Source organism: Marinobacter sp. E2, assembly GCF_055755345.1.
The window spans coordinates 2,679,091-2,702,433 of record NZ_CM146911.1 but is presented as its reverse complement, the minus strand read 5'-3'; the positions used below and the strand labels follow the sequence as shown (position 1 = coordinate 2,702,433).

19 protein-coding genes are annotated in these 23,343 nt (G+C 59.9%); 4 read left to right on the top strand and 15 right to left on the bottom strand.

The features are described from left to right. Positions 1–153 precede the first annotated feature (153 nt). Positions 154–1,944 (top strand): acyl-CoA dehydrogenase C-terminal domain-containing protein, encoded by a 1,791-nt coding sequence (locus tag AC0J1C_RS12305; protein ID WP_473044139.1) that lies wholly within the window; start codon positions 154–156, stop codon positions 1,942–1,944. Positions 1,945–2,050: 106 nt separating this feature from the next. Here AC0J1C_RS12305 and AC0J1C_RS12300 read toward each other — a convergent pair whose 3' ends face one another. From AC0J1C_RS12300 to leuS, 5 genes are all read right to left on the bottom strand, one after another. Further along, positions 2,051–2,686: an endonuclease gene (locus AC0J1C_RS12300; RefSeq protein ID WP_473044138.1), complete on the bottom strand. Its 636-nt coding sequence runs from the start codon at positions 2,684–2,686 to the stop codon at positions 2,051–2,053. Between the two features lie 186 nt (positions 2,687–2,872). Beyond that, positions 2,873–3,136: a hypothetical protein gene (locus tag AC0J1C_RS12295; RefSeq protein WP_091986749.1), complete on the bottom strand. Its 264-nt coding sequence runs from the start codon at positions 3,134–3,136 to the stop codon at positions 2,873–2,875. A 112-nt stretch (positions 3,137–3,248) separates the two neighbouring features. Then, positions 3,249–4,256: a DNA polymerase III subunit delta gene (gene holA, locus AC0J1C_RS12290; RefSeq protein WP_473044137.1), complete on the bottom strand. Its 1,008-nt coding sequence runs from the start codon at positions 4,254–4,256 to the stop codon at positions 3,249–3,251. Further along, positions 4,253–4,834, bottom strand: a complete 582-nt coding sequence (locus AC0J1C_RS12285) for an LPS-assembly lipoprotein LptE (protein ID WP_473044136.1) — start codon at positions 4,832–4,834, stop codon at positions 4,253–4,255. Before AC0J1C_RS12285 ends, holA begins: the two co-directional genes overlap by 4 nt. Before the next feature lie 7 nt (positions 4,835–4,841). After that, positions 4,842–7,427 (bottom strand): leucine--tRNA ligase, encoded by a 2,586-nt coding sequence (gene leuS / locus AC0J1C_RS12280; RefSeq protein WP_473046545.1) that lies wholly within the window; start codon positions 7,425–7,427, stop codon positions 4,842–4,844. 450 nt (positions 7,428–7,877) lie between these two features. On the opposite strand from leuS, the gene AC0J1C_RS12275 reads away from it, so the two are divergent. Then, a complete protein-coding gene (locus AC0J1C_RS12275) occupies positions 7,878–8,426 on the top strand; it encodes a zinc ribbon-containing protein (protein WP_473044134.1) in 549 nt (182 codons plus the stop codon). Here the strand turns inward: AC0J1C_RS12275 and lnt are convergent. From lnt to miaB, 5 genes are all read right to left on the bottom strand, one after another. After that, positions 8,395–9,954: an apolipoprotein N-acyltransferase gene (gene lnt, locus AC0J1C_RS12270; protein ID WP_375194011.1), complete on the bottom strand. Its 1,560-nt coding sequence runs from the start codon at positions 9,952–9,954 to the stop codon at positions 8,395–8,397. The genes AC0J1C_RS12275 and lnt overlap by 32 nt on opposite strands. After that, a complete protein-coding gene (locus AC0J1C_RS12265; RefSeq protein ID WP_473044133.1) occupies positions 9,944–10,789 on the bottom strand; it encodes an HlyC/CorC family transporter in 846 nt (281 codons plus the stop codon). The genes lnt and AC0J1C_RS12265 overlap by 11 nt, the downstream gene beginning before the upstream one ends. Next, positions 10,786–11,259 (bottom strand): rRNA maturation RNase YbeY, encoded by a 474-nt coding sequence (ybeY, locus tag AC0J1C_RS12260; protein ID WP_375194013.1) that lies wholly within the window; start codon positions 11,257–11,259, stop codon positions 10,786–10,788. Before ybeY ends, AC0J1C_RS12265 begins: the two co-directional genes overlap by 4 nt. Continuing rightward, complete coding sequence (locus AC0J1C_RS12255; protein WP_473044131.1) at positions 11,256–12,239, bottom strand: PhoH family protein; 984 nt, start codon at positions 12,237–12,239, stop codon at positions 11,256–11,258. The genes ybeY and AC0J1C_RS12255 overlap by 4 nt, the downstream gene beginning before the upstream one ends. A 495-nt stretch (positions 12,240–12,734) precedes the next feature. Next, positions 12,735–14,081: a tRNA (N6-isopentenyl adenosine(37)-C2)-methylthiotransferase MiaB gene (gene miaB, locus AC0J1C_RS12250; RefSeq protein WP_473044130.1), complete on the bottom strand. Its 1,347-nt coding sequence runs from the start codon at positions 14,079–14,081 to the stop codon at positions 12,735–12,737. Positions 14,082–14,275: 194 nt separating this feature from the next. Between miaB and trmH the strand changes: the two genes are divergently transcribed. After that, a complete protein-coding gene (trmH, locus tag AC0J1C_RS12245; RefSeq protein WP_473044129.1) occupies positions 14,276–15,043 on the top strand; it encodes a tRNA (guanosine(18)-2'-O)-methyltransferase TrmH in 768 nt (255 codons plus the stop codon). Here trmH and AC0J1C_RS12240 read toward each other — a convergent pair. From AC0J1C_RS12240 to AC0J1C_RS12225, 4 genes are all read right to left on the bottom strand, one after another. Continuing rightward, the gene (locus AC0J1C_RS12240) at positions 14,979–15,995 is read right to left on the bottom strand and encodes a nucleoid-associated protein (protein WP_473044128.1); all 1,017 of its coding nucleotides are present in this window, start codon (positions 15,993–15,995) and stop codon (positions 14,979–14,981) included. The genes trmH and AC0J1C_RS12240 overlap by 65 nt on opposite strands. 411 nt (positions 15,996–16,406) lie before the next feature. Beyond that, positions 16,407–18,065, bottom strand: a complete 1,659-nt coding sequence (gene cysN, locus AC0J1C_RS12235) for a sulfate adenylyltransferase subunit CysN (protein ID WP_473044127.1) — start codon at positions 18,063–18,065, stop codon at positions 16,407–16,409. Position 18,066: 1 nt separating this feature from the next. Continuing rightward, entirely contained in the window at positions 18,067–18,975 is a 909-nt protein-coding gene (cysD, locus tag AC0J1C_RS12230; protein WP_091986720.1) for a sulfate adenylyltransferase subunit CysD, read from the bottom strand. A gap of 166 nt (positions 18,976–19,141) precedes the next feature. Continuing rightward, entirely contained in the window at positions 19,142–19,552 is a 411-nt protein-coding gene (locus AC0J1C_RS12225; protein WP_375194020.1) for a PilZ domain-containing protein, read from the bottom strand. Positions 19,553–19,862: 310 nt separating this feature from the next. On the opposite strand from AC0J1C_RS12225, the gene rimO reads away from it, so the two are divergent. Beyond that, positions 19,863–21,212 (top strand): 30S ribosomal protein S12 methylthiotransferase RimO, encoded by a 1,350-nt coding sequence (rimO, locus tag AC0J1C_RS12220; protein WP_473044126.1) that lies wholly within the window; start codon positions 19,863–19,865, stop codon positions 21,210–21,212. 673 nt (positions 21,213–21,885) lie between these two features. Here the strand turns inward: rimO and gatB are convergent. Further along, positions 21,886–23,337: an Asp-tRNA(Asn)/Glu-tRNA(Gln) amidotransferase subunit GatB gene (gene gatB, locus AC0J1C_RS12215; RefSeq protein ID WP_473044125.1), complete on the bottom strand. Its 1,452-nt coding sequence runs from the start codon at positions 23,335–23,337 to the stop codon at positions 21,886–21,888. Positions 23,338–23,343 lie beyond the last annotated feature (6 nt).

Genomic DNA, 23,343 nt, shown 5'->3' with positions numbered 1-23,343 from the left:
GGCTTTCTTCATGAGTTAGGGTTCGCTTTTAGGGTAGAATAGGCGCCCATAAAAATAATCTTCAGCGGACACATAGCCCGAACAGGTGTCATCGGTTGCACAGCGATCGACAGGTCACCTGAACTGACTGACAGAATTTTTTGGAGAGTTTCGATGGCTGATTATCAGGCACCCCTGCGTGACATGCGCTTCGTTCTTAACGAAGTATTCGATGCCCCGGCACTGTGGGCCTCTCTGCCCAAGGTTGCCGAGAATGTTGACCCGGAAACCGCCGATGCCATTCTGGAAGAGGCAGGCAAGATCAGCGGTGGCGTACTGGCGCCTCTGAATCGCGAGGGCGATGAGCAGGGTTGTAAGTGGAACAACGGCGAAGTGTCCACTCCCGAGGGCTTCAAGGAGGCCTACCAGACCATCCTTGAAGGCGGCTGGAACGGCCTTGGCGGCAACCCCGAATTTGGTGGTATGGGCATGCCGAAAACCCTGGTGGCCCAGTTTGAGGAAATGATGCAGGGCGCCAACATGGCCTTTGGCCTGGCTCCGATGCTGACCGCCGGCGCCTGTCTGGCCCTGGACGCCCACGGCAGCCAGGAGCTGAAGGAAAAATACCTGCCCAACATGTACTCCGGCGTCTGGTCCGGTGCCATGGACCTGACCGAGCCGCACGCGGGTACCGACCTGGGCATCATCCGCACCAAGGCCGAGCCCAACAGCGATGGTTCCTTCAACGTCACCGGTACCAAGATCTTCATCACCTGGGGCGAGCACGACATGGCGGAGAACATTATCCACCTGGTGCTGGCCAAGCTGCCGGACGCACCCAAGGGGCCGAAGGGGATCTCCCTGTTCCTGGTGCCCAAGTTTCTGGTAAACGACGACGGCAGCCTGGGTGAGCGCAACAGCTTCAGCTGCGGCTCCATCGAGAAGAAGATGGGCATCAAGGGTTCTGCCACCTGCGTCATGAACTTCGATGGCGCCAAGGGTTGGCTGGTTGGTGAGGAAAACAAGGGCCTCGCTGCCATGTTCACCATGATGAACTACGAGCGTCTGGGTGTTGGCATCCAGGGCATTGGCGCCGCTGAAGCCTCCCTGCAGAGCGCCCGGGAATACGCGCTGGACCGTATCCAGAGCCGTGCGCCGACCGGTGCCCAGCAGCCCGAGAAGGCGGCAGATCCGATCCTGGTACATCCGGACGTGCGTCGCATGCTGCTGACCATGAAGAGTTATGTAGAAGGCGGTCGTGCCTTCTCCACATACGTGGCCCAGTGGCTGGATATTTCCAAGTACGCCGAGGATGACGAGCGCCGCAAGCATGCCGAGGGCATGGTGGCGCTGCTGACGCCGGTGGCCAAGGCCTTCCTGACCGACCGCGGTCTGGAAACCTGTATCCTCGGTCAGCAGGTATTCGGTGGCCACGGCTTTATTCGCGAGTGGGGCCAGGAGCAACTGGTTCGTGACTGCCGTATCACCCAGATCTACGAGGGTACCAACGGTATCCAGGCGCTGGACCTGATGGGCCGGAAGGTGGTTGGCAGCCAGGGTAAGCTTTATGAACTGTTCGCCCAGGACGTGGCCAACTTCCTCGAGGAAAACAGCGCTGACGAGCACCTGCGTCCGTTCCTGGAACCATTGGCGGCGGCCGTTGAGCGTCTGGACGACGTAACCGAGCACGTCATCAAGCAGGCCGGGGACAACCCCAACGCCATTGGTGCCGCCTCTGTGGACTACCTCGATCTGTTCGGTCTGACAGCACTTGGCTACATGTGGGCGAAGATGGTTAAAGCGGCGGCTCCCCAGGCCGAGTCGGACACCTCCGGGTTCTACAGTGGCAAGCTCAAGACAGCGCGGTTCTACTTCGATCGACTGTTGCCGAAGACTGTCTCTCTCGCGGAGGGTATCCGCAGTGGCAGTGAGTCCATGATGGCGCTGACCGCCGAAGAGTTCTGAGGCTGAACGCAGAGCTCTGACGCAAAAAAAACAGGCCTTCGGGCCTGTTTTTTTGTCTGACCGTTATATCGGCCGGCCGCTGGGTGGCACGCCGGAGCCCGGTTGCTCAGAGTTGTTCCATGCGCCCGGGATCGGTAATGAACGGGTTATCGTTGCCCTGGATCTCGGCAATTCGACGGTGGCGCGTCAGCTCGCCGTCATCGGGAGGGTCCAGTCGGTTCCAGCCCTTGAACAGGGCAGTGGAGCCAAGCCAGGGCAGGTCGTACGTATCGACCATGTAGGCAACAGTGCGGGCGACATCACCCTTTACCCGAACCGGTGGCTCGAAGAACTGTGCGCTCTGGCGAATGCCGCATTCATCGGGCTTCGCGCCTTCACCCAGATCCTCATACCGTGCGTTACGCCGGCCCATTTCAGTGCGGCTGCGTACCGGAATCATGTTATGGAGATCCGAGGCAATCTGCCGGTACCGGTTGTCCTGCTCGCACTGCCGTGACGTTCCGCAGTTCAGGGCGCTGCGCACGTCGGCCAACGGGTAAACATAACCGTCGGTGAGAACGAAACCCTTGCTGGTGAACGCCTGGTCGCAGAAGAACGACCGGCCACCGTCCGCGTAAAGGTTGCCCCAGAAGTGCTCGGAAACCACCGTTTCGGGATCGCTGAACCGGATGTTCTGGCCGATCACCAGTGTGGTGGTCAGCAGCAGGCCGAGTGTTGTGAGAAGCAGTAAGATTCGTTTCATACGCCTTTTATACCTCGCAGTGTGCACAAACGCCCTGGCATATAGGGCCTTACTGGTCACAATCTGATCAGGTGGTCAAAACTATGACGGTTTGTTCACTAATACTGTGAAGTATGACACAGAGACTCCGGGGCATAGAGTCTCTGTGGTAGAGATTTGTGGCGTAGTGTTAACGAGTTAACAGTTTTACTTCAGTTTGTTGCGAATGTTCTGGTATCCGGTTTTAAGATCCTCGCCGAGCTTTTTTGCCGTCTGACGAGCCTCCTGCGAAGCGTCTTCGGCATCGTGCAACACCTGGTCAATCTTGGTCCGGAAACGATCCCAGTCCTGTTCAAGATCATCCCATTCGTCCTTCACGTCTTCCCGGGCCAGATGCAGCTGGACGCGCGCTTCGTCCCGGTACTGTTTCACCTTTTCCGACAGCTTTTTGAGTTCTTCCTGCAGACTCATTGCATGCACCTCCTTGGAGTGTTGGTCCGATTACAATGCAGCCAATTGCAAAAAACTGTCAAGGGGGAGTATGGGCCACAGGAAGCGCCACATGAAGGGAGTTTGATCCAGATCAGGAACGGGCAGCCAGCAAGGCCGCCATGTCTCGCAGGTAGTGCCAGGGCGGCAATGCATCGAAGCCTTTGGCGGCCCGGTCAATCTGACTGCAGAGGGCGATGGCCTCGTGCAACTGCCTCCGGTTCAGCCGGCGGGCTGCTTGCTCGAGGGCTCGCGCCCGCTGGGGCTGGAAAACGCCGCGTTTTTTCAGAAATGCCGCAGGATTGTCGGCCTGGTTGGCCGGAGACTTCATTTCCAGCAGCAGGTTGAGGTCGCGGCCAAGGACCGTCAGCAGACCCAGCGGATTTTCGCCTTCCTGCTGCAGCACGGTGATCATCTTGCTGGCGTGAGGGGCGCGACCGCTGATCAGTTCGGTCACCAGCTCGAAACCGTTGAAGCGGGAGCTGTCCTGCACCGCCTGCTCGACCGTTTCCTCATCAATGGTGGTGCCGTTGGCCAGCAACGAAAGTCTGTCCAGCTCCTGGCTGGCCGCCAGCAGGTTGCCTTCCAGTCGCTCGGCCATGATTGCCAGGGCACCACGGGTAAGGTTCAGGCCCTGGTTGGCGGCTCTTTGCTGCAGCCAGCCCTGAAACTTGTCGGCATCCACCGGCCAGACCGGCACATGCACACCCTTGCCCTGAAGTTCCTTGTACCACTTGCGGCGGGTTTCGGCGGCATCCAGGCGGGTGCTGATCAGCAGCAGGATAATGTCTTCCGGCGGATCCGGAAGTACCTGCTCGAGGACAGCGCGGCCGTCGCCCAACTTGCCGGTTGGCAGGTGGATTTCGATGCGCCGCTTTTCCGCGAACAGAGACATGGCGCTGAATTCGTCGGCGACGGCGTTCCAGTCCAGTTGATGGTCGGCATGAAAGGTCAACCGGTCATGGAAGCCGGCATCCCGGGCGGCCTTGCGTACCAGGTCACAGGATTCCTGAACCAGCAGAGGCTCGTCGCCGGACACAAGGTAGACCGGCGCCAGGCCTTTTTTCAGCAATTGTGGCAACTGCGCCGGCGTGGTCTTCATGGCTCGCCCGGGGCTGCAGCGCTCTTGTCCTGGCTGCTCTGGTAGTCCTGACGGATGGCTTCTATGCGCTCCGAAGTCAACGGGGCAAGGCGGAAGATGATCTGTTGGGCCAGGCGGTCGTCCATCTGCTGGCGGAGGGTTTCCTCTTCACGCTGCTTGGCCAGCACGTTGGTTTCGTCGTAACGGTAGCTCTCGGTGGTATTGAGCTCTGTAGTTGCCACGAGAGGAACGCCGTCTGCGCTGACAACTTCCAGATCCACAGCGTGGCGCAGCGTGTATTCTGCGGCAGCGGCCTGGGCCGTGATGGCCGAGGCGCGCCGGTCTGATTCAAAATTGCTCAGGCGAAGCACGTAGTCGGCGGCCTCGCGATCGGTGAGCTGCACCTGCCCCAGCGTAAGCTGTTCCCGCACCGACTGGCACAGGGTGTCGGGAACATTGGCGGCGCAGATTACGGCCAGAGGCTGCAAGGCGGAGGAGACCGGCGGCGCACCACGGAGCTGGAAGCCACAGCCGGCTATCAGCATCGAGAGAGCCCCGGCCAGGGCCAGGCCTTTTATCGGGCCGGTCCAGCCTTGCATTGGCATATCAGTTGGCCACCACGTTCACCAGCTTGCCAGGAACGACAATCACCTTGCGCACCGTGGCCCCCTCAATGAATCGCATCACATTCTCGTTCTCGAGCGCGAGCTTCTCCAGATCGGCCTTGCTGATATCCGCCGGCACGTCTTCCTTGGCCCGCACCTTGCCGTTTACCTGCAGAACCACCTGGATCTGGCTGCGCACCATGGCGCTTTCGTCGGCTTTCGGCCAGTTGGCATCGACGACAGGCTCTTGGTGCCCCAGGGCCTGCCACAGGGTATGGCAAATATGCGGCACAATGGGGGACAGCACCAGAACTGCAGTGTCCAGGGCCTCCTGGCGCACGGCACGGGTCTGTGGCTCCTCGCCCTGAAGCTTGCTGACATCGTTCAGCAGCTCCATCACCGCGGCGATGGCGGTGTTGAAGGTCAGGCGACGGCTGATGTCATCGCTCACCTTGGCGATGGTTTCGTGGGTCTTGCGACGCAGGTCTTTCTGGGCATCGTTCAGGGCGGCGTTGTCCAGAGCAGGGGCGGCACCGCCGGCAGCGTGCTCATTCACCAGGCGCCAGAGACGCTTAAGGAACCGGTGGGCACCCTCCACGCCGCTGTCAGACCACTCCAGGGACTGCTCGGGGGGCGCGGCAAACATCATGAAAAGGCGCACGGTATCGGCGCCGTGCTGGTCGATGATTGCCTGCGGGTCAATGCCGTTGTTCTTGGACTTGGACATCTTGGTCACGCCGCCGGACACCACCGGCTCGCCGTCGGCCTTGTGCAGGGCGCGAATGGGCTGGCCTTTCTCGTCCCGCTCCACGGTGACGTCGGCAGGGGAAATCCACACCTTGCCGCCCTTGTCGTCCTCGCGGTAGAAAGTCTCGGCCAGCACCATGCCCTGGCACAGCAGGCGGTTGAACGGCTCGGAGCTGGTTACCAGCCCGACATCCCGCAGCAGCTTGTGGAAGAAGCGGGCGTAGAGCAGGTGCAGGATGGCGTGCTCAATGCCGCCGATGTACTGGTCCACTGGCAGCCAGTAGTTGGCGGCAGCCGGGTCCAGCATGCCCTTGTCGTAATTGGGGCTGCAGAACCGGGCGTAGTACCAGGACGATTCCATGAAGGTGTCGAAGGTGTCGGTTTCCAGGGTGGCCGGCTGACCGTTGAACTCCGCCTTGCACCACTCCGGATCGGCCTTGATGGGGGACTGCACGCCGTCCATCTGCACGTCCTCAGGCAGGCGCACAGGCAGCTTGTCATCGGGTACCGGCATCTCAGTGCCGTCTTCCAGGGTCATCATCGGAATGGGTGCGCCCCAGTAACGCTGGCGAGAAACGCCCCAGTCGCGCAGGCGGTAATTCACCGTGCGCTTGCCGATGTTCTGGCTCTCCAGATAGCTGGCAATTTCGTCGAAGGCTTCATCGCTGCTCAGGCCGCTGTACTTGCCGGACGATACCAGGATGCCTTTCTCGGTGAAGGCCTGTTCCTGCACATCAATCTCACGACCGTCGCTGGCCGCGATTACCTGCTTGATCGGCAGCTTGTACTTACGGGCAAACTCATGGTCACGCTCGTCGTGGCCGGGCACCGCCATCAGGGCGCCGGTGCCGTAATCCATCAATACAAAGTTCGCCACCCAGACCGGGATCTCTTCCTGGGTGAGCGGATGAACTGCCTTGAAGCCGGTGTCGATACCGCGCTTCTCCATGGTGGCCAGCTCCGCCTCGGCGACCTTGCTGTTGCGGCACTCATCCACAAACTCGGCGACATCGCGGTGGCGCTCGGCGGCTTCCTTGGCCAGCGGATGCTCGGCGGCAACGGCCATGTAACTCACGCCCATCAGCGTGTCCGGGCGGGTCGTATAGACGGTCAGGCCGGTGTCGCGATCCTTGAGCGGGAAGGTCAGTTCGGTGCCCACGGATTTGCCGATCCAGTTGCGCTGCATGGTCTTGACCTGTTCCGGCCAGTCTTCCAGCGCGTCCAGGTCGTTCAGCAACTCCTCGGCGTAGTCGGTGATGCGGATAAACCACTGGGGAATCTTCTTCTGCTCCACCAGCGCGCCGGAGCGCCAGCCCCGACCGTCCACCACCTGCTCGTTGGCGAGTACGGTCTGATCGACCGGATCCCAGTTCACCGTGGACATTTTCTTGTACACCAGCCCCTTCTCATACAGGCGGGCGAAGAACCACTGTTCCCAGCGGTAGTAATCCGGCTTGCAGGTGGCCAGTTCCCGATCCCAGTCGTAGCCGAAGCCCAGCTGCTTGAGCTGGTTCTTCATGTACTCGATGTTGGCGTAGGTCCACTTGGCAGGGGCGGTCTTGTTGGCAATGGCGGCATTCTCGGCAGGCAGGCCGAAGGCGTCCCAGCCCATGGGCTGCATCACGTTCTTGCCCTGCATGCGCTGGTAACGGGAAATCACATCGCCAATGGTGTAATTGCGGACGTGGCCCATGTGCAGCTTGCCGCTGGGGTAGGGGAACATGGACAGGCAGTAGTACTTGGGTTTGCCCGGCTCTTCTCGAACCGCAAAGGTCTTGTTCTTCTCCCAGAAATCGCGGGCATTCTGTTCTACATCACGGGGGGAGTATTGCTCGTCCATTCCTGCCATTACCAAAGTTACCCTGTATCAAAATGATGTTCGGAGCGGCCGCACATTCTAACGCACACGAGCGTTTACAGGTAGTCTGCCAATTTTCCGTTCTTGTGCCAGACTCTCGGTATGGGGGAAGCGCCGGTGGTGGATGTCTTCCCGGGACACGCCGTAAATACATCCTTGTAGGCTTGATCGCAGCATCCCTGCTGCTCACAGTCCCGGGAAGACATCCACCACCCGCGCCCGAGCATCGGCAATGTAGTCTGAACGTCCTATTCGGACGTTGGGGAGACGGGGTGCGGGCCGGCTTTCCGGGACTGTCTGCAGCATGGATGCTGCAGTCAAGCGTACAGGGACGTATTCACAGCGTGTCCCGGAAAGCCGGCCCGGACCACGGCTCCTGCACCTCAGCCCAGTAACAGTTGGGTAAGCCCGAACGGGCCATAAGGAGTCAACATGACAGAACCGGAAAGAAGCCATCTCTCAGGTAAGGCCCTGGAAGTGTATGACCGCATGCTGGAGCGTGTGCAAACGCGGCTGCGGGAATTCGAGAATACCTCATTGCAGACCCTGGAGGACGAGGTCCGCAAGGCTGTAGAGTTCGAGTACGAACTGGAGGAGATGACCCGGGAAGAAGCCGACCTGCTTGGTGAATACCTCAAGAGGGATCTGGAGCACTTGTTGAACTTCGTCGGTGAAACCGGCGAAGGGCTGGGGGAGTGGCTGCAGTTGGACATCGCCCTGCTGGAGCATCAACTGGCCGACAGCCTGCTTTCGGTTGCCGACAAGACCCTGATCGATACCCTGGAGCTGAAACAGAAGCTGGAAAACAAGGAAGTGGGCCAGTATATCTCGGGTGAAGTGGCCACGGCGGGCATGTTCCAGTGCCTGAATTGCGGGCACATGCGGTGCCTCACCGCCACCAGCCACCTGGAGCCCTGCGAGGCCTGCGGCTCACACTACTACGAGCGGGTTACGAGCCGCTGGCCGAAACAGGAGGAATAACGCGCTCGCGCACGAACACGATCAGGATCACGGCGAGAGTCAGTACCGGCCAGGAGCCGGTTTGCATATAGGGCGTGCTTCCGCTGGCGGTGAACACCTCACCGGTGAGCGTGGCGCGCTCGAACTGCGGGATGGTCTGCGTCAGCTCGCCCCGATGGTTGATGATCGCGGTCACGCCATTGTTGGTACCCCGGACCATGTAACGGCCGGTTTCCAGGGCGCGCATCCGGGCGATCTGCAGGTGCTGCAGCGGGCCGATGGAATCGCCGAACCAGCCGTCGTTGCTGATGGTCAGCAGGAGGCCCGAGCCTCGGGCGTTGAAGGCCACGAAATCCGGATAGGCCACCTCGTAGCAGATAAACGGCATCACCTTGACGCCATTGGCGAGCAGCGGGTCTTGCCATTCCGGGCCGCGGGTGAAATCGCTCATGGGCAGGTCGAAGAACCCAATCAGCCCTCGCAGCACACTCTGCAGCGGCACATACTCCCCGAAGGGCACCAGCTTCTGCTTGTGGTACATGCCTTCGCCATTGCCGATGGCCATGATGCTGTTGTGGAAGGTGAAATCCTCGATGCGGTCGCTGAAGCCGTACCAGGGAATGCCGGTGATCAGGGTACTGTTCTCGCCAAGCTGTTCATCGATGTGATCAATGATCTTGCCCGCCTGGTCCTGGGGAATCGGAATGGCCGTTTCTGGCCAGAGTATCAGGTCGGTGTTCCAGTGGTCCTCAGTCATGCCGAGGTAGGTGACGATCTGGTCTTTCAGAAACTCCGGGTCCCACTTGATCTGCTGGGGAATGTTGCCCTGCATGGCAGCGAAGCTTGTGGGCTCCGAGGCCAGCTCGGTCCACTGGATGCGGTTCATGGCGGGGGCTGCCAGCCAGGGAATCAGCGCCACGACAACCGTGATGCCCGCAGCCACGGGCCGCCGGTCCCGAATCAGCCACCAGACACCGTAAAGCGCTGCGCCGGAGACCGCAATCCAGAAGGTGATCCCATGCACGCCGGTCAACGGGGCGAGGCCAGCCAGCGGACCGTCGGTGTGGGCCGTGCCCAGGTAGAGCCAGGGAAATCCGGTCAGCAGCCAGCTCCGGAGCCAGTCTCCCAGAATCCAGATGGCCGGGAACAGGATAAGGCGGCGAACCGGGTTCTGCTTTGCCAGTTTGCCCCAGAACCAGAAGGCCAGGCCGTGGAACAGGGCCAGGCCGGCCACGAAAATCACCGTCAGCAACACCGCGATCGGGATCGCGGTGTTGCCGTGTTCACTAATGCTGACGTAGACCCAGCTGGCGCCGCTGGCAAACAGACCCAGTCCGGTAAACCAGCCGGCCCGGAAAAGCTTTTCCGGGGCCTGGGGCACCGTTACCAGCAGGATGAGCACCATGGAGACAGGCCCCAGCCACCACAGGTGAAAGGGCGAGAACGTCAACGTCTGCAGGGCGCCGGCCAGCAGAAGCGTGGCGGCACCCAGCCAGCCGTTCGATGACAGGGGTGTGCTCAGGGATTGACGCGTGGTTTCACTGCTCACTGCGGGTTACCTGCAACAGACGGATAACACGGTTGTCAGCGTTGGCAATGGCAAAATTCAAACCGCCAAACTCCACCGACTCGCCCCGTCTGGGCAGGTGTCCGAATTCCTTGAGTACCAGGCCGCCGATGGTGTCGAACTCCTCCTCATCCAGCTCGGTCTCGAAAAACTCGTTGAAGTCATCAATCGGAGTTACCGCCTTGACGGCGTAACTGCCATCACCCCGGGCCTTGATATTGGTTTCTTCGTCGAAATCGTGTTCGTCCTCGATCTCGCCGACGATCTGCTCGAGCACATCCTCAATGGTAATCAGACCAGCGGTGCCGCCATACTCATCCACCACGATGGCCATGTGGTTGCGGTTTTCCTTGAACTCCTTGAGCAGCTGGTTGAGACGCTTGCTTTCGGGCACAAAGTTGGGTGGTCGCAGGATCTCGCGGATGCGGTTCCAGTTCAGGTCGTTGTTCAGGGCGAGGGGAAGCAGATCTTTGGCGAGCAGGATGCCAATCACATCATCCTGGCTGTCACCAATTACCGGGAAGCGGCTGTGAGCGGATTCCATGATCTCTCCCAGGAATTCCTTGGGCTCCTGGGACGCTTTGACGGTGACCATCTGTGAGCGGGGAATCATGATTTCATCCACGCGCATGTCGATCACCTGCATCGCACCTTCGATAATGCTCATGGCATCGGTGTCGATGATATTCTGGGACTCAGCGTCCCGCAGGATTTCCAGCACGTCCTCGACGGACTCAGGCCCGCTGGAAAAGGCCTGTGATATACGATCCAGCCAGGACTTGCTGCCCTGACTGCGACTCGACTGATCGTCGCTCATGAGTCTTGTTCCGTTTCCTCTGCTTCGTAGGGGTTGCCATATCCAAGCTGCGCAAGCAGCCGGATTTCGAGGGCTTCCATGACCTCGGCATCTTCATCTTCAATGTGATCGTAGCCCTGGAGATGCAGCATGCCGTGGATCACCATGTGGGCCCAGTGGGCCTCCAGGGTTTTTTGCTGCTCCCGGGCCTCGCTTTCCACGACCGGTGCGCAAATCACCAGATCGCCGGCCAATGGCACCGTTATACCGGGTGGCGCCTCAAATGGGAAGGACAACACGTTGGTCGGGTAGTCCTTGCCCCGGTATTGATGGTTCAGCGCCTGGCTCTCTTCAGACCCGACAATACGGATCGTCACCTCGGACGGATCCTCTCCTTGCCAGGCTAACTGTGCCCAGTCACGAACCAGCTCTTCCCGGGGCACGCCACGGCCCTCGAACACAGGCTGGAAATCAACGGTCAAATTGCTCATTGGCCCGTTGCACTCGTATCGTCAAACGAATCATAGGCTTCCACAATTCGCTGAACCAGCGGATGACGCACTACGTCTTTGGCCTCAAACCGGGTAAACCCGATGCCCGGCACCTTGCTGAGCACGGTGGCCGCGTGAATCAACCCGGAATTCTGCCCCCGCGGCAGGTCCACCTGGGTGGTATCACCGGTGATCACCGCGGTGGAGCCAAAACCGATCCGGGTCAGGAACATCTTCATCTGTTCCCGGGTGGTGTTCTGGCTCTCATCCAGGATGATGAACGAATTGTTCAGGGTTCGCCCACGCATGAACGCCAGGGGCGCAATCTCGATCACACTCTTCTCGATCAGACGGGTGACCTGGTCAAAACCGAGCATCTCGTAAAGCGCGTCGTAAAGGGGCCGCAGGTACGGGTCCACCTTCTGGGCCAGATCCCCGGGCAGGAATCCCAGTTTCTCCCCGGCCTCCACGGCCGGCCGCACCAGCAGAATCCGCTTCACCTGCTCGTCTTTCAACGCCTCCACGGCACAGGCCACCGCGAGCCAGGTTTTGCCGGTACCGGCCGGGCCGATGCCGAAGTTGATGTCGTGGGTGCGTATGTTGTGCACATACTTCTGCTGATTCGCCCCGCGCGGCTTGGCGGTGAGCTTCGGCGTCTTGATCACGGTGACCGCGCCGTTGTAGGGCACATCCTCGGGGAGGCGCTCAAAGCCGGTTTCCCGGATGAAGAGATGCACGGTGTCTGGCGGAATATCGTCCGTGGCCTCGGTTTCCCGATACAGATGACGAATCACCTCCACGGCAGCCGCCACATGCTCGGTTTCCCCTTCCACCCGAAAATGATGGCCCCGACGGCCGACCTTCACCTGAAGGCGTTTCTCGATCATCTTCAGGTTGTCATCAAACTGGCCGCAAAGGGCTGCCAGCCGACGCTGGTCCACCGGGTGTAGATCAAATTGTCTGTGATCGTTGGCGTTCAAAAGTGCTCCGTTTTCGTTTACTCCGCGGGTTTTGGTTCCGGGAGTACGAGTTTCTGGATTGGGTTGGGGTGTTTGGCAGGTGGCGCTTCCCAAAAAGCGCCCGCAAGTACGTCCCTGTAGGGCTCGGTCGTGCCATCCCTGGCACTCCACGTTTTTGGGAAGCGCCACCTGCCAAACACCCGTCAGACTATTTGCAGGCCCGAACGTTAAAAAACAAGTAGGTCGGATTAGCCGGAGGCGTAATCCGACAGAGTTCCCAAGTTACGGGTTCATCGTTGGATTACGAATTCGTCTAATCCAACCTACAAACTCACCTGTGTCTTGCTTTTGCATGCAAGGGAGTAATCAGCGGAGAGTGGTGGGGCCTTCTTCCCAAAAATGTCTGTGGCCAGGGATGGCCACAGCCAAGCGCACATGGATGTGCTCGTAGCGGTTTTTGGGAAGAAGGCCCCACCACTCGCCATACTCCCAGACCGGACGAATTCCGAGCGAGGCCTAAAATAACTCTGAAGTCACAGGCACACCACGAAGAGAATTGGGATAAGCCTCGACAATCTCGACATCAATAAAGTGCCCAACCACCTCCGGATTCTCATGCCGGAAGTTCACAATCCGGTTGTTCTCCGTCCGCCCCGCATACTCGCCAGGGTCCTTCTTCGACAACCCGGTCACCAGAATCCGCTGGGTGGAGCCCACCATTTTGCGGCTGATGTCCATCACATTCTGGTTCAGCCGGTCCTGCAGGATGCTCAGGCGCTGCTTCTTGACCTCCATCGGCGTGTCGTCCGGCAGGTCCGACGCAGGCGTGCCCGGGCGGGCGCTGTAAACGAAGCTGAAGGACATGTCGAAGCCGATGTCGTTGATCAGCTTCATGGTGTCCTCGAAGTCCTTTTCGGTTTCGCCCGGGAAGCCAATGATGAAGTCCGAGGAGAAACTGATGTCCGGGCGGATCTTGCGCAGGCGGCGGAGTTTGGATTTGTACTCCAATGCCGTATGGCCACGCTTCATGGCGGCCAGGATGCGGTCGGAGCCGCTCTGGACCGGCAGGTGCAAGTGGCTGACCAGTTCCGGCACGCGCTCGTAGACCTCGATCAGGGCATCGGAGAACTCCACCGGGTGGCTGGTGGTGTAGCGGATGCGATCAATGCCGTCGATGGTGGCGATCAGTTCGATCAGCTCGGCCAGGTCCATGGTGTCGCCGTCGTGGGTCTCACCCCGGTAGGCGTTCACGTTCTGTCCCAGCAGGTTCACTTCGCGCACGCCCTGGCTGGCCAGGTGGGCCACTTCGGCAATCACGTCATCCGCCGGGCGGCTGACTTCCTCGCCGCGGGTGTAGGGCACCACGCAGAAGGTGCAGTATTTACTGCAGCCTTCCATGATGGATACAAACGCGGAGGGGCCGTCGGCGCCGGGCTCAGGCAGGTTGTCGAACTTCTCGATCTCCGGGAAGCTGACGTCCACCACGCCCACGCCATTACCCTTGGCGCGGACTTCGGTAATCATGTCCGGCAGGCGGTGCAGCGTTTGTGGGCCGAACACCATGTCCACGTAGGGTGCACGGTCGATGATGGCCTGGCCTTCCTGGGAGGCCACGCAGCCGCCAACGCCGATGATCAGGTCGGGTTTCTTGCTCTTGAGTCCTTTCCAGCGGCCAAGCTGGTGGAATACCTTCTCCTGGGCTTTTTCCCGGATGGAGCAGGTGTTCAGCAGCAGGATGTCGGCGTCATCGGGCGAGTCGGTCATTTCAACGCGCTCGCCGGTCTTGAGCAGGTCTGCCATGCGGGCAGAGTCATACTCGTTCATCTGACAGCCGTGGGTTTTGATGTACAGCTTCTTGGCCATGGGTCTCACGTGGTCTGGTGCGTAACGGGTGGATGGTGCGCCGGGTATCGGGTGCTTCTAGCGTAGGCGCCAGCAAAAAGGAACTGCGTATTATAACGGGGTGCTCATTCTTCAACCACCTCTGTCTCGGGTTGTTGCTAGCCTGGTTGTGTTACTATTCCGCGCCTCAGGCAAACTCTTACTATGAAAAACCAATGAATCCCGAACGTCTCGCCCGAATCAAACAGACCCTCGACACCCGGCAACCGGACCTGAGTGTCCTCACCGACCAGGTCCACAAACCGCGGAACCTGTCCGCCATCATCCGCTCCTGCGATGCCTTTGGTCTGGCCAACATGCACGTGGTGTGGCCCCGGGAGGGATTCCGCGCATTTCGAAAGACGGCTGGCGGCAGTTTTAACTGGGTGACCACGCACACCCATCGGAGCATGGATGACGCGATGGCGTCGCTGAAGGCGCAGGGGCACAAGCTTTATGCCGCCCAGCTTTCCGACCGGGCCATTGATTTCCGGGAGGCGGATTACACGGTGCCGTGCACGGTGATTATGGGGAATGAGGTGGATGGCGTCAGTGCCGATGCGGCGGCCCAGGCTGACGAGCACATCGTGATTCCGATGATGGGGATGGTGGAGTCGCTGAACGTGTCATCCGCCTGCGCGATCATCCTGTCGGAGGCCCAGAGGCAGCGGAAACTGGCGGGTCTGTTTGATCAACGGCGGTTGCCAGAGGACGAATACAATCGTCTGCTGTTCCGCTGGTGCCAGCCCACCGTCAAGCGCTATTGCGACGACCGGAATCTGCCGTACCCGCCGATTGATCCGGAAACCGGTGAATTGGTCGACGGGGTGGGCTGGATGCAGGAGGTGCGTAAGCTGCGGGCCAAAAAGCGCCAGAATCTCACTCCTCGCGAGCTTCCAGATACCGCTGAAGCTGCTCCCGCAGGGCCTTCGGAAGCCGGGTGATGGTCAGGGCGTCCTTGTCCCGGTCGTAGTACACCGCCTGGTTCACCAGGTCCGATGAGAAGGACACGCTCATGCCGCCGCCGGAGCCGGCGATGCGCACCAGCTTCTTCACCTTCCGGTGGTCCGGGTGCAGCACGCCGCTTTCCGGCAGTTCCGCGGTTTTCGAAGCGAATTCCTTGAACCGCTGCGGCTCGTTCTCATCCAGATAGCCGGACAGCGCCTCGATTTCCACCGGCTCGCCGAGGGCGTGCTGCTCCTTGCAGAATTCGTAGGCCTTGTTGCGCACCTCGCCTGCTTTCTCCGGCTCGGAAGACTTGGCGAAGGCTTCCACGGCGTCCAGGAAGGTGAGGGTCTCTTTTTCCACGTCCACCTGATTGGTGAACCCGCACAGGCGGATGAACAATTCGCCCGGCTCGCCGGTGCCGCGACCGTGCACCAGGGTGAGGTAATTTTCCGCCGGGTTGTTGCTGCGCCAGTCATCCAGTTCGATGCGTACCGCCAGGTTCAGGCGGGACAGGCTCAATACATCCGTGGCGTCCAGGGACTGTTTGCCATCGAACCGCAGGGCGCTGTCCGTCTCCAGAATAAACAGGTAGACCACCTCGGAATCCGCCAGGGCGTCGTGCACGATCATCAGGTGGCCGTCGAACTCTTCCTGGCTGCCGGTCAACAGCTCCTGCCATTGGCCGAACAGGCGATCGGTCATGGCGCCAAAGCTCTGCTTGTCTTCCAGATAGTCCTTGAGCCAGGCGCTGAACGGGCATTCGCCCAGGTCTTCGGAGAACCGGCCGTATTTCTTGCCCGGTTTGCTGTTGAACAGGCGCTTCATCTGCTTGTGCAGGCCCTCGTAATCGCCACCGGGCTCCTGCAGGGCCTCGCCGGCGACAAGGCGGGCGGGTTGGCCCGGCTGGTACTGGCTGGCGAAGGCAGTGCGGAGGTGTTTGATGGCCATTTTTGGCTCCTGTTCGTTGTTTCGTTTAACTCAGAGGGGCGGGATTTTGCCATGGATTGGTGTTGGATTCATTTGTAGCCTTCCGGTTTGGTGCAGGGCCGCGGGGCAGGTGCGTATTTTTCTTACGAAAAAACAACTCGCTGCGCTCAGACATCTTTTTTCTAGAGAAAAATACGCACCTACCCCACGTCCACGGGCATCTCTGCGGTCCGCTGTAAAGCGCGCTTTATTTTTCAGGGGCTTTTACTTTCGCATATCTCCGGGCTTTGCCGGTGTTGGGGTGGGGGTATCTTTTTCTGCCGGAAAAAGATGTCTGAGCGCAGCGAGTTGTTTTTCCAAAGAAAAAGATACCCCCACCCCGGCGCCAGCCACCAAGGTAGGGGTATCCCGTGTCGAGTCGAAACGTCCGACTCAGATCCGCTTGCTGCGAACCAGCTCCTGCACCAGTTTGCTCACGGCCTCGGGAATCTCCTGTTCGGTGTCGGCGGTGGCCGAGGCATTGGCGACATCGGAGCCGAGGCTCACGGCAATGGCAACCAGGCCATGGGAGGTGAGCAGCTGGGCGATGTTGCGACGCTCGTCGGCATCGCCGCTGTTCTCCTCGGTGATCACCACGGAGGTCTTGCCCTGGTCGAACAGGGCGCGCTCAACCGCCAGTGCCAGGGCCGGGGCCTGCTTGCCGTTGCAGGCAATGATGGCGGGCTTCTGGGCCAGGCGACGCTCGCGCTCCTCGGCGGTGACCGGATCCAGTGATTCGCTGCCGTCGGCCAGGCCGGCGACCATGCCTGCGCCGATGGTCACGTTGCTCAGACGGTCGATCACGATGAAGCTACCGGTTGCGTGATTACGCTGGTAGGCGTCAAACGCGATCGGCTGGTTCAGGGTCAGCTCGCACAGGCCGATTTCGTTGAGCTGGAGTTTGCTCGGGTTGGCCTGCTGTTCCAGGGTGTTCACATCCGTCTGGTGGTGAATCTTCTTGACCGTGCCCGAGGTAAAGGTCGGGCCCAGCTTGATGTCGTAGAGGCGACCGGTCTCCAGCGGCGCGTCGGTCATCCACACGATGTTGGCGTTGAAGCGGTTGGCCACTTCCGGCTCGTCCTCCACCTTGACCAGCATGTCGCCCCGGCTGACGTCGATCTCGTCGGTCAGCGTCAGGGTGATGGCCTGGTCGATGTAGGCTTCCTCGAGCTTGCCATCGTAGGTGACGATTTCCTTCACCGTGCTGGTGCGTCGTGAGGGCAGGGCCATGACCTTTTCGCCCGGGCGGATCACGCCGGAGGCGATGGTGCCGCAGAAGCCCCGGAAATTCAGGTTCGGACGGGTGACGTACTGCACCGGGAAGCGGAAGTGCTCCAGGTTCTTGTCGCGGCCCACTTCCACGGTTTCCAGGATTTCCATCAGAGGCTGGCCGGTGAACCAGGGCGTGTTCTCGCTCTTGTTCACCACGTTATCGCCTTCCAGGGCGGAGATCGGTACAAAACGGATGTCCTTCAGCCCCAGCTTGGCGGCGAACGCCAGGTAGTCGTCCTTGATTTCGTTGAAGCGCTCTTCACTGAAATCCACCAGGTCCATCTTGTTCACCGCCACCACGATGTGGCGAATGCCCAGCAGGGAGGCGATGTACGAGTGCCGGCGGGTCTGGGTCAGCACACCGTGGCGGGCGTCGATCATCAGGATCGCGACCTGCGCGGTGGAGGCGCCGGTGGCCATGTTGCGGGTGTACTGCTCGTGGCCCGGGGTATCTGCGATGATGAACTTGCGCTTGTCGGTGGAGAAGTAGCGGTAGGCCACATCAATGGTGATGCCCTGTTCCCGCTCCGCCTGCAGGCCGTCCACCAGCAAGGCAAGGTCCAGCTTCTCGCCGGTGGTGCCCATCTTGGCGCTGTCGGTCTTCAGGCTGGCCATGTGATCTTCATAGATCATCTTGGTGTCGTGCAGCAGGCGACCAATGAGCGTGCTCTTGCCGTCGTCCACGCTGCCGCAGGTGAGCAGGCGCAGGAGTTCCTTGTTTTCGTGCTGCTTCAGGTAGGCCTGAATATCTTCTGCAATCAGATCAGACTGGTGTGACATCTTAGAAATACCCTTCCCGCTTTTTCTGTTCCATGGAGCCGGCTGAATCGTGGTCGATGACCCGGCCCTGACGCTCGGAGCTCTTGGCCAGCAACATTTCCTGGATAATGTCCGGAAGTGTGGCCGCCTCGGATTCGATGGCGCCGGTCAGCGGGTAGCAGCCCAGGGTACGGAAGCGGACGGATTTCATCATGGGCTTCTCGCCTTCCTTAAGGGGCATGCGATCGTCGTCCACCATGATCAGCGTGCCATCGCGCTCCACCACGGGACGTTCGGCCGCGAAGTACAGGGGAACAATGTCGATGTTCTCGAGGTAGATGTACTGCCAGATGTCCAGCTCGGTCCAGTTGGAGAGCGGGAACACACGGATGCTCTCACCCTTGTTGATCTTGCCGTTGTATATGTTCCACAGCTCGGGCCGCTGGTTCTTCGGGTCCCAGCGGTGGTGTTCGTCGCGGAACGAGTACACACGCTCCTTGGCCCGGGACTTCTCTTCGTCACGGCGGGCACCGCCAAAGGCCGCGTCGAACTTGTACTTGTTCAGGGCCTGCTTCAGCGCCTGGGTCTTCATCACATCGGTGTGCTTGGCGCTGCCGTGAGTAAACGGGCCGATGCCCTGGGCCACGCCTTCCTGATTGGTGTGCACGATCAGGTCCAGGCCAAACTTCTCTGCCACATTGTCCCGGAACTTGATCATATCGCGGAACTTCCAGGTGGTGTCGATGTGCATCAGCGGAAAGGGCGGTTTGCCCGGGTAGAACGCCTTAAGGGCCAGGTGCAGCATTACTGCGGAGTCCTTGCCGATGGAGTAGAGCATCACCGGATTGTCGAACTCGGCTGCCACTTCCCGAATGATGTGGATGCTTTCGGCTTCCAGCTGTTTCAGATGCGTGAGGTTGTATGTGGTCATGGTTATCCATTGCCGCCGTGCGGGCCGTTATGGCTATGCGTGTGAATAGCGCAACTATACCAGAGGCGGCAAGGGCATAAGAAGGTGGCCAACTAGACATTGGCGTTATAACAATATAGCGCGCAACTGGCGCATGGCCGCGCAGATGGGAGTTGGAGGCGCTGGATCAGACTGGATTGCGGGAGTCGGCCAGCAGCTTGGAGACGTAGCGATCTACGTAATCGAAACCGTTGCCTTCGAATTCAGCGAACTGGATACCCACCTGGAATTCGTCCCGGGCGATTCGGCGCATGTGTACGATGTTGCCATCGGCGATGATGGACACAGGCTGCTTGGCCACCACCGGCACCGAAAAACGGGTTTTCACGGCAATCCAGTGGCCCGGCGCCGGTGCCCTCTGTTCGGGAATCAACTGCTTCACGATTTCCTGACTACAGGACACCATCACGCCCGTGCGCGAGAGGTTGGAAACCGAGCAGGTCAGGCAGCAGCCATCCGGTTTCTCGATGGTGATATCGGTGGCAACGTCCACCCTCTGTTGATTGCGCAGGTTCAGTTTCACGGCGACCGGTCTCATTTTCACTCTTTGAGCGTGTCTGGTTTCGAATGAGGCTGCCTTTCCCATAGTTCTCTTCCAGAAAAACACTTGAACGCACTATAAACGCATGAAAGTGTAGTTGTTTATTTTGTGATCAGCAAGAAGTCTGCCGTTAATTGTGGCAGTTTTATTAAATCTTTCTGAACAGGGTGTCACAAATTTTGATCCCTGTCGGTACAATTCGCGCATCTGGCCGGGCTGAGACCTGCTGCAGCCGCATCCTGCGTCGTGTAAAATCCCGGCTTTGACACTCTGTAGGGCGTGAAAAGCCCGGGGATACGCGCTTTCTATGACAGACACCACCCAAAGCCAGCCCACCGCATCAGGTAACGGCAAAGTCGGTTTCATCAGCCTTGGATGTCCCAAGGCGCTTGTGGACTCCGAGCGGATTCTCACCCAACTGCGGCTGGACGGTTACGATGTCGTGCCCACGTACGACGACGCCGACATCGTGGTGGTGAACACCTGTGGCTTTATCGACGCGGCCAAGCAGGAATCCCTGGACGCCATTGGCGAAGCCATCAACGAGAACGGCAAGGTGATCGTCACCGGTTGCATGGGCGTTGAAGCTGACAGGATTCGCGACACCCACCCGGGCGTGCTTGCCGTTTCAGGTCCCCATGCCTACGAGGAAGTGGTCGGCGCCGTCCACCAGTTTGTGCCTCCGAAGAAGCAACACGATCCTTTCACCGATCTGGTTCCGCCCCAGGGTATCAAACTGACACCCCGGCACTTCGCGTACCTGAAAATCTCAGAGGGCTGCAACCACCGCTGTACCTTTTGCATCATTCCCTCCATGCGCGGCGACCTGGTCAGCCGGCCCATCGGCGATGTCATGGACGAGGCAAAGCGGTTGGTGGATGCCGGTGTCAAAGAACTGCTGGTGATCTCCCAGGACACCTCCGCCTACGGGGTGGACACGAAGTACCGCACCGGCTTCTGGCAGGGGCGTCCCCTGAAGACCAAAATGCAGTCCCTGTGCGAGGCCCTGGGCGAACTGGGCGTATGGGTGCGCCTGCACTACGTGTATCCGTATCCCCACGTGGACGACGTTATTCCACTTATGGCCGAGGGCAAGATCCTGCCGTACCTGGACATCCCGTTCCAGCACGCGAGCCCGCGGGTGCTCAAGGCCATGAAACGCCCAGCCCACGACAGTAAGACCCTCGGGCGCATTCGCAAGTGGCGGGAAATCTGCCCCGAGCTGACCATCCGCTCCACCTTCATCGTCGGCTTCCCGGGCGAAACGGAGGAAGACTTCCAGTACCTGCTGGACTGGCTGGACGAAGCTCAGCTAGATCGCGTTGGCGCGTTCAAATACAGCGCCGTTGAGGGCGCCAAGGCCAACGAACTGGAAGGTGCGGTTCCGGAGGAGGTCAAAGAGGAACGCCTGGCCCGCTTTATGGCAAAACAGGCCGAGATCTCCGCGGCCCGCTTGCAGGCCAAGATCGGCAAGACCATCGAGGTGCTGATCGACGAGGTTGACGAGGAAGGCGCCATTGGCCGCTCCAAGGCGGATGCGCCTGAGATTGACGGCATGGTTTACCTCAACGACGAGACCGACCTGGTGCCTGGCGAAATCGTTCAGGCCGTGGTTGAACATGCCGATGAGCATGATCTTTGGGCTCGGCTTCTTTGATGGCTTTCGGCTTGGGCACCTAGCCTGTTGAATTCGGGGGTGAGCCTCGGCGGGAGGAGCCTTCCAAAAACCGCTACGAGCACCCGCAAACGGGTCCAGCCAGCAATCGTAGATTGCTGTCGCTCCGCGGCACGCGAAGCTTCGCTTCTAAAGCGTTTGCTCCGCCCATGTGCGCTTGGCGTCGGCCATCCTTGGCCGCCGACATTTTTGGAAGGCTCCTCCCGCCAAGGCTTTATGACTCTCGGGGGTAGGCAACAAGCGCCCACACTTGGCGCAGCCCAATCCGAAAAAAACGTCGGACCAGTAGGTCGGATTAGGCGAAGCCGTAATCCGACAAAGAAGTTAGCCACACCAACGATGTCGGATTACGCTCTGCTAATCCGACCTACGGTAGTTTCTTTCATGCGTTTTCCGGAGGGTATCAAGCCTTGGCAGGTGACTTCTCTCGAAAATGTCTGTGGCCAAGGATGGCCACAGTCAAGCGCACATGGGTGAGGCAGAGCGTTTATGAAGCGAAGCTTCATGCGATAGCCGAACGACAGCAATCTGTGATTGCTGGCTGGACCCCGCAGGGGTGCTCGTAGCGTTTTTCGGGAGAAGTCACCTGACAGGGCCGCCCCCGAACCAACCAAGCTAGGGCCGCAGCCAGAAACCACGACCCAAGCCAAAGGGGTCACCCCCCAAGCTTGCGAACGAGAATCTCGTTGAAGAGCTTCGGGTTGCCCTGGCCCTTGGAGGCCTTCATCAAAGGCCCCATGAACCCGCCGAGCATCTTCTTGCGCTTCTTCGGGTCTTCCTCATTCTGGTACTGCGCCACCTGATCCGGCATGCCGGCCAGAACTTCGTCCACCATGGCCTCCAGTGCTCCGGTGTCGGACACCTGCTTCAGGCCCTTGGCCTCGATGATGGCATCGACGTTGTCGTTCTCACCGGTCCACAGAGCTTCGAACACCTTCTTGGCGCCGGCGGAAGAGATGGTGTTGTCGGCAATGCGCACCACAAGGTCACCGAGTTGAGCGCCGGTGATGGGAGAGTCGGCCACAGATTTCTCTTCTGCATTCAGGCGGGCGGAGAATTCGCCCTGGATCCAGTTGGCTACCAGCTTGGCGTCTTTACCGTGGCTGGCGGCTTCCTCGAAGAACGTGGCCAGTTTCGAGTCGCCGCTGAGCAGGCCGGCGTCGTAGTCGTTCAGGCCGTACTGGTCCATGAACCGCGCCTTACGGGCGTCTGGCAACTCCGGCAGGCTGTTGCGGGCCTCTTCGATGAAGGAATCGTCGATTTCCACCGGCAGCAGGTCCGGGCAGGGGAAGTAGCGGTAGTCGTTGGCTTCTTCCTTGGTGCGCATGGACCGGGATTCGTCCCGATCACCGTTGTACAGGCGGGTTTCCTGGATGATGCGGCCGCCGTCTTCCAGAATGTCCATCTGCCGCTCCACTTCGTGGGCGATGGCCTGCTCCATAAACCGGAACGAGTTCAGGTTCTTGGTTTCGGTGCGCGTGCCCAGGGTGTCGGAGCCTTTGGGCTTCAGCGAGATGTTCACGTCAAAGCGCATGGAGCCCTGGGACATATCGCCGTCGCAGATGCCCAGCGAGGTCACGATGCTGTGCAGCTTCTTGGCAAAGGCCACCGCTTCCTCAGCGCTGTTCATGTCCGGCTCGGTGACCACCTCAATCAGCGGCGTGCCGGCCCGGTTCAGGTCGACGCCGGTCATGCCGTGAAAGTCCTCATGCAGGGATTTGCCGGCATCTTCTTCTAGGTGGGCGTGATGAATGCGCACCCGCTTGGTCTGTCCGTTCGGCAGATCAATGTCCACGAAGCCAGGGCCGACAATCGGGCGCTCCAGCTGGGTGGTCTGATAGCCCTTGGGCAGGTCCGGATAGAAGTAGTTCTTACGCTCGAACACCGACCGGCGCTCGATCTCGGCGTTCACGGCCAGGCCGAACATTACGGCGTAGCGGAAGGCCTGCTCGTTGGGCACCGGCAGCGTACCGGGCATGGCCAGGTCAACCGCGTTGGCCTGGGTGTTGGGCTCGGCGCCGTAGGCGGTGCTGGAGCCGGAAAAAATCTTGGTCTTGGTGGCGAGCTGAACGTGAATTTCCAGCCCGATCACAATGTCCCACTGCATACTCTT

Excerpts from the sequence above, each read along its gene's own strand:
- AC0J1C_RS12305 (WP_473044139.1), top strand. The coding sequence starts at position 154 with ATGGCTGATTATCAGGCACCCCTGCGTGACATGCGCTTCGTTCTTAAC.
- AC0J1C_RS12300 (WP_473044138.1), bottom strand. The coding sequence starts at position 2,686 with ATGAAACGAATCTTACTGCTTCTCACAACACTCGGCCTGCTGCTGACC.
- AC0J1C_RS12295 (WP_091986749.1), bottom strand. The coding sequence starts at position 3,136 with ATGAGTCTGCAGGAAGAACTCAAAAAGCTGTCGGAAAAGGTGAAACAG.
- holA (WP_473044137.1), bottom strand. The coding sequence starts at position 4,256 with ATGAAGACCACGCCGGCGCAGTTGCCACAATTGCTGAAAAAAGGCCTG.
- AC0J1C_RS12285 (WP_473044136.1), bottom strand. The coding sequence starts at position 4,834 with ATGCAAGGCTGGACCGGCCCGATAAAAGGCCTGGCCCTGGCCGGGGCT.
- leuS (WP_473046545.1), bottom strand. The coding sequence starts at position 7,427 with ATGGACGAGCAATACTCCCCCCGTGATGTAGAACAGAATGCCCGCGAT.
- AC0J1C_RS12275 (WP_473044134.1), top strand. The coding sequence starts at position 7,878 with ATGACAGAACCGGAAAGAAGCCATCTCTCAGGTAAGGCCCTGGAAGTG.
- AC0J1C_RS12265 (WP_473044133.1), bottom strand. The coding sequence starts at position 10,789 with ATGAGCGACGATCAGTCGAGTCGCAGTCAGGGCAGCAAGTCCTGGCTG.
- ybeY (WP_375194013.1), bottom strand. The coding sequence starts at position 11,259 with ATGAGCAATTTGACCGTTGATTTCCAGCCTGTGTTCGAGGGCCGTGGC.
- miaB (WP_473044130.1), bottom strand. The coding sequence starts at position 14,081 with ATGGCCAAGAAGCTGTACATCAAAACCCACGGCTGTCAGATGAACGAG.
- trmH (WP_473044129.1), top strand. The coding sequence starts at position 14,276 with ATGAATCCCGAACGTCTCGCCCGAATCAAACAGACCCTCGACACCCGG.
- AC0J1C_RS12240 (WP_473044128.1), bottom strand. The coding sequence starts at position 15,995 with ATGGCCATCAAACACCTCCGCACTGCCTTCGCCAGCCAGTACCAGCCG.
- cysN (WP_473044127.1), bottom strand. The coding sequence starts at position 18,065 with ATGTCACACCAGTCTGATCTGATTGCAGAAGATATTCAGGCCTACCTG.
- cysD (WP_091986720.1), bottom strand. The coding sequence starts at position 18,975 with ATGACCACATACAACCTCACGCATCTGAAACAGCTGGAAGCCGAAAGC.
- AC0J1C_RS12225 (WP_375194020.1), bottom strand. The coding sequence starts at position 19,552 with ATGAGACCGGTCGCCGTGAAACTGAACCTGCGCAATCAACAGAGGGTG.
- rimO (WP_473044126.1), top strand. The coding sequence starts at position 19,863 with ATGACAGACACCACCCAAAGCCAGCCCACCGCATCAGGTAACGGCAAA.
- gatB (WP_473044125.1), bottom strand. The coding sequence starts at position 23,337 with ATGCAGTGGGACATTGTGATCGGGCTGGAAATTCACGTTCAGCTCGCC.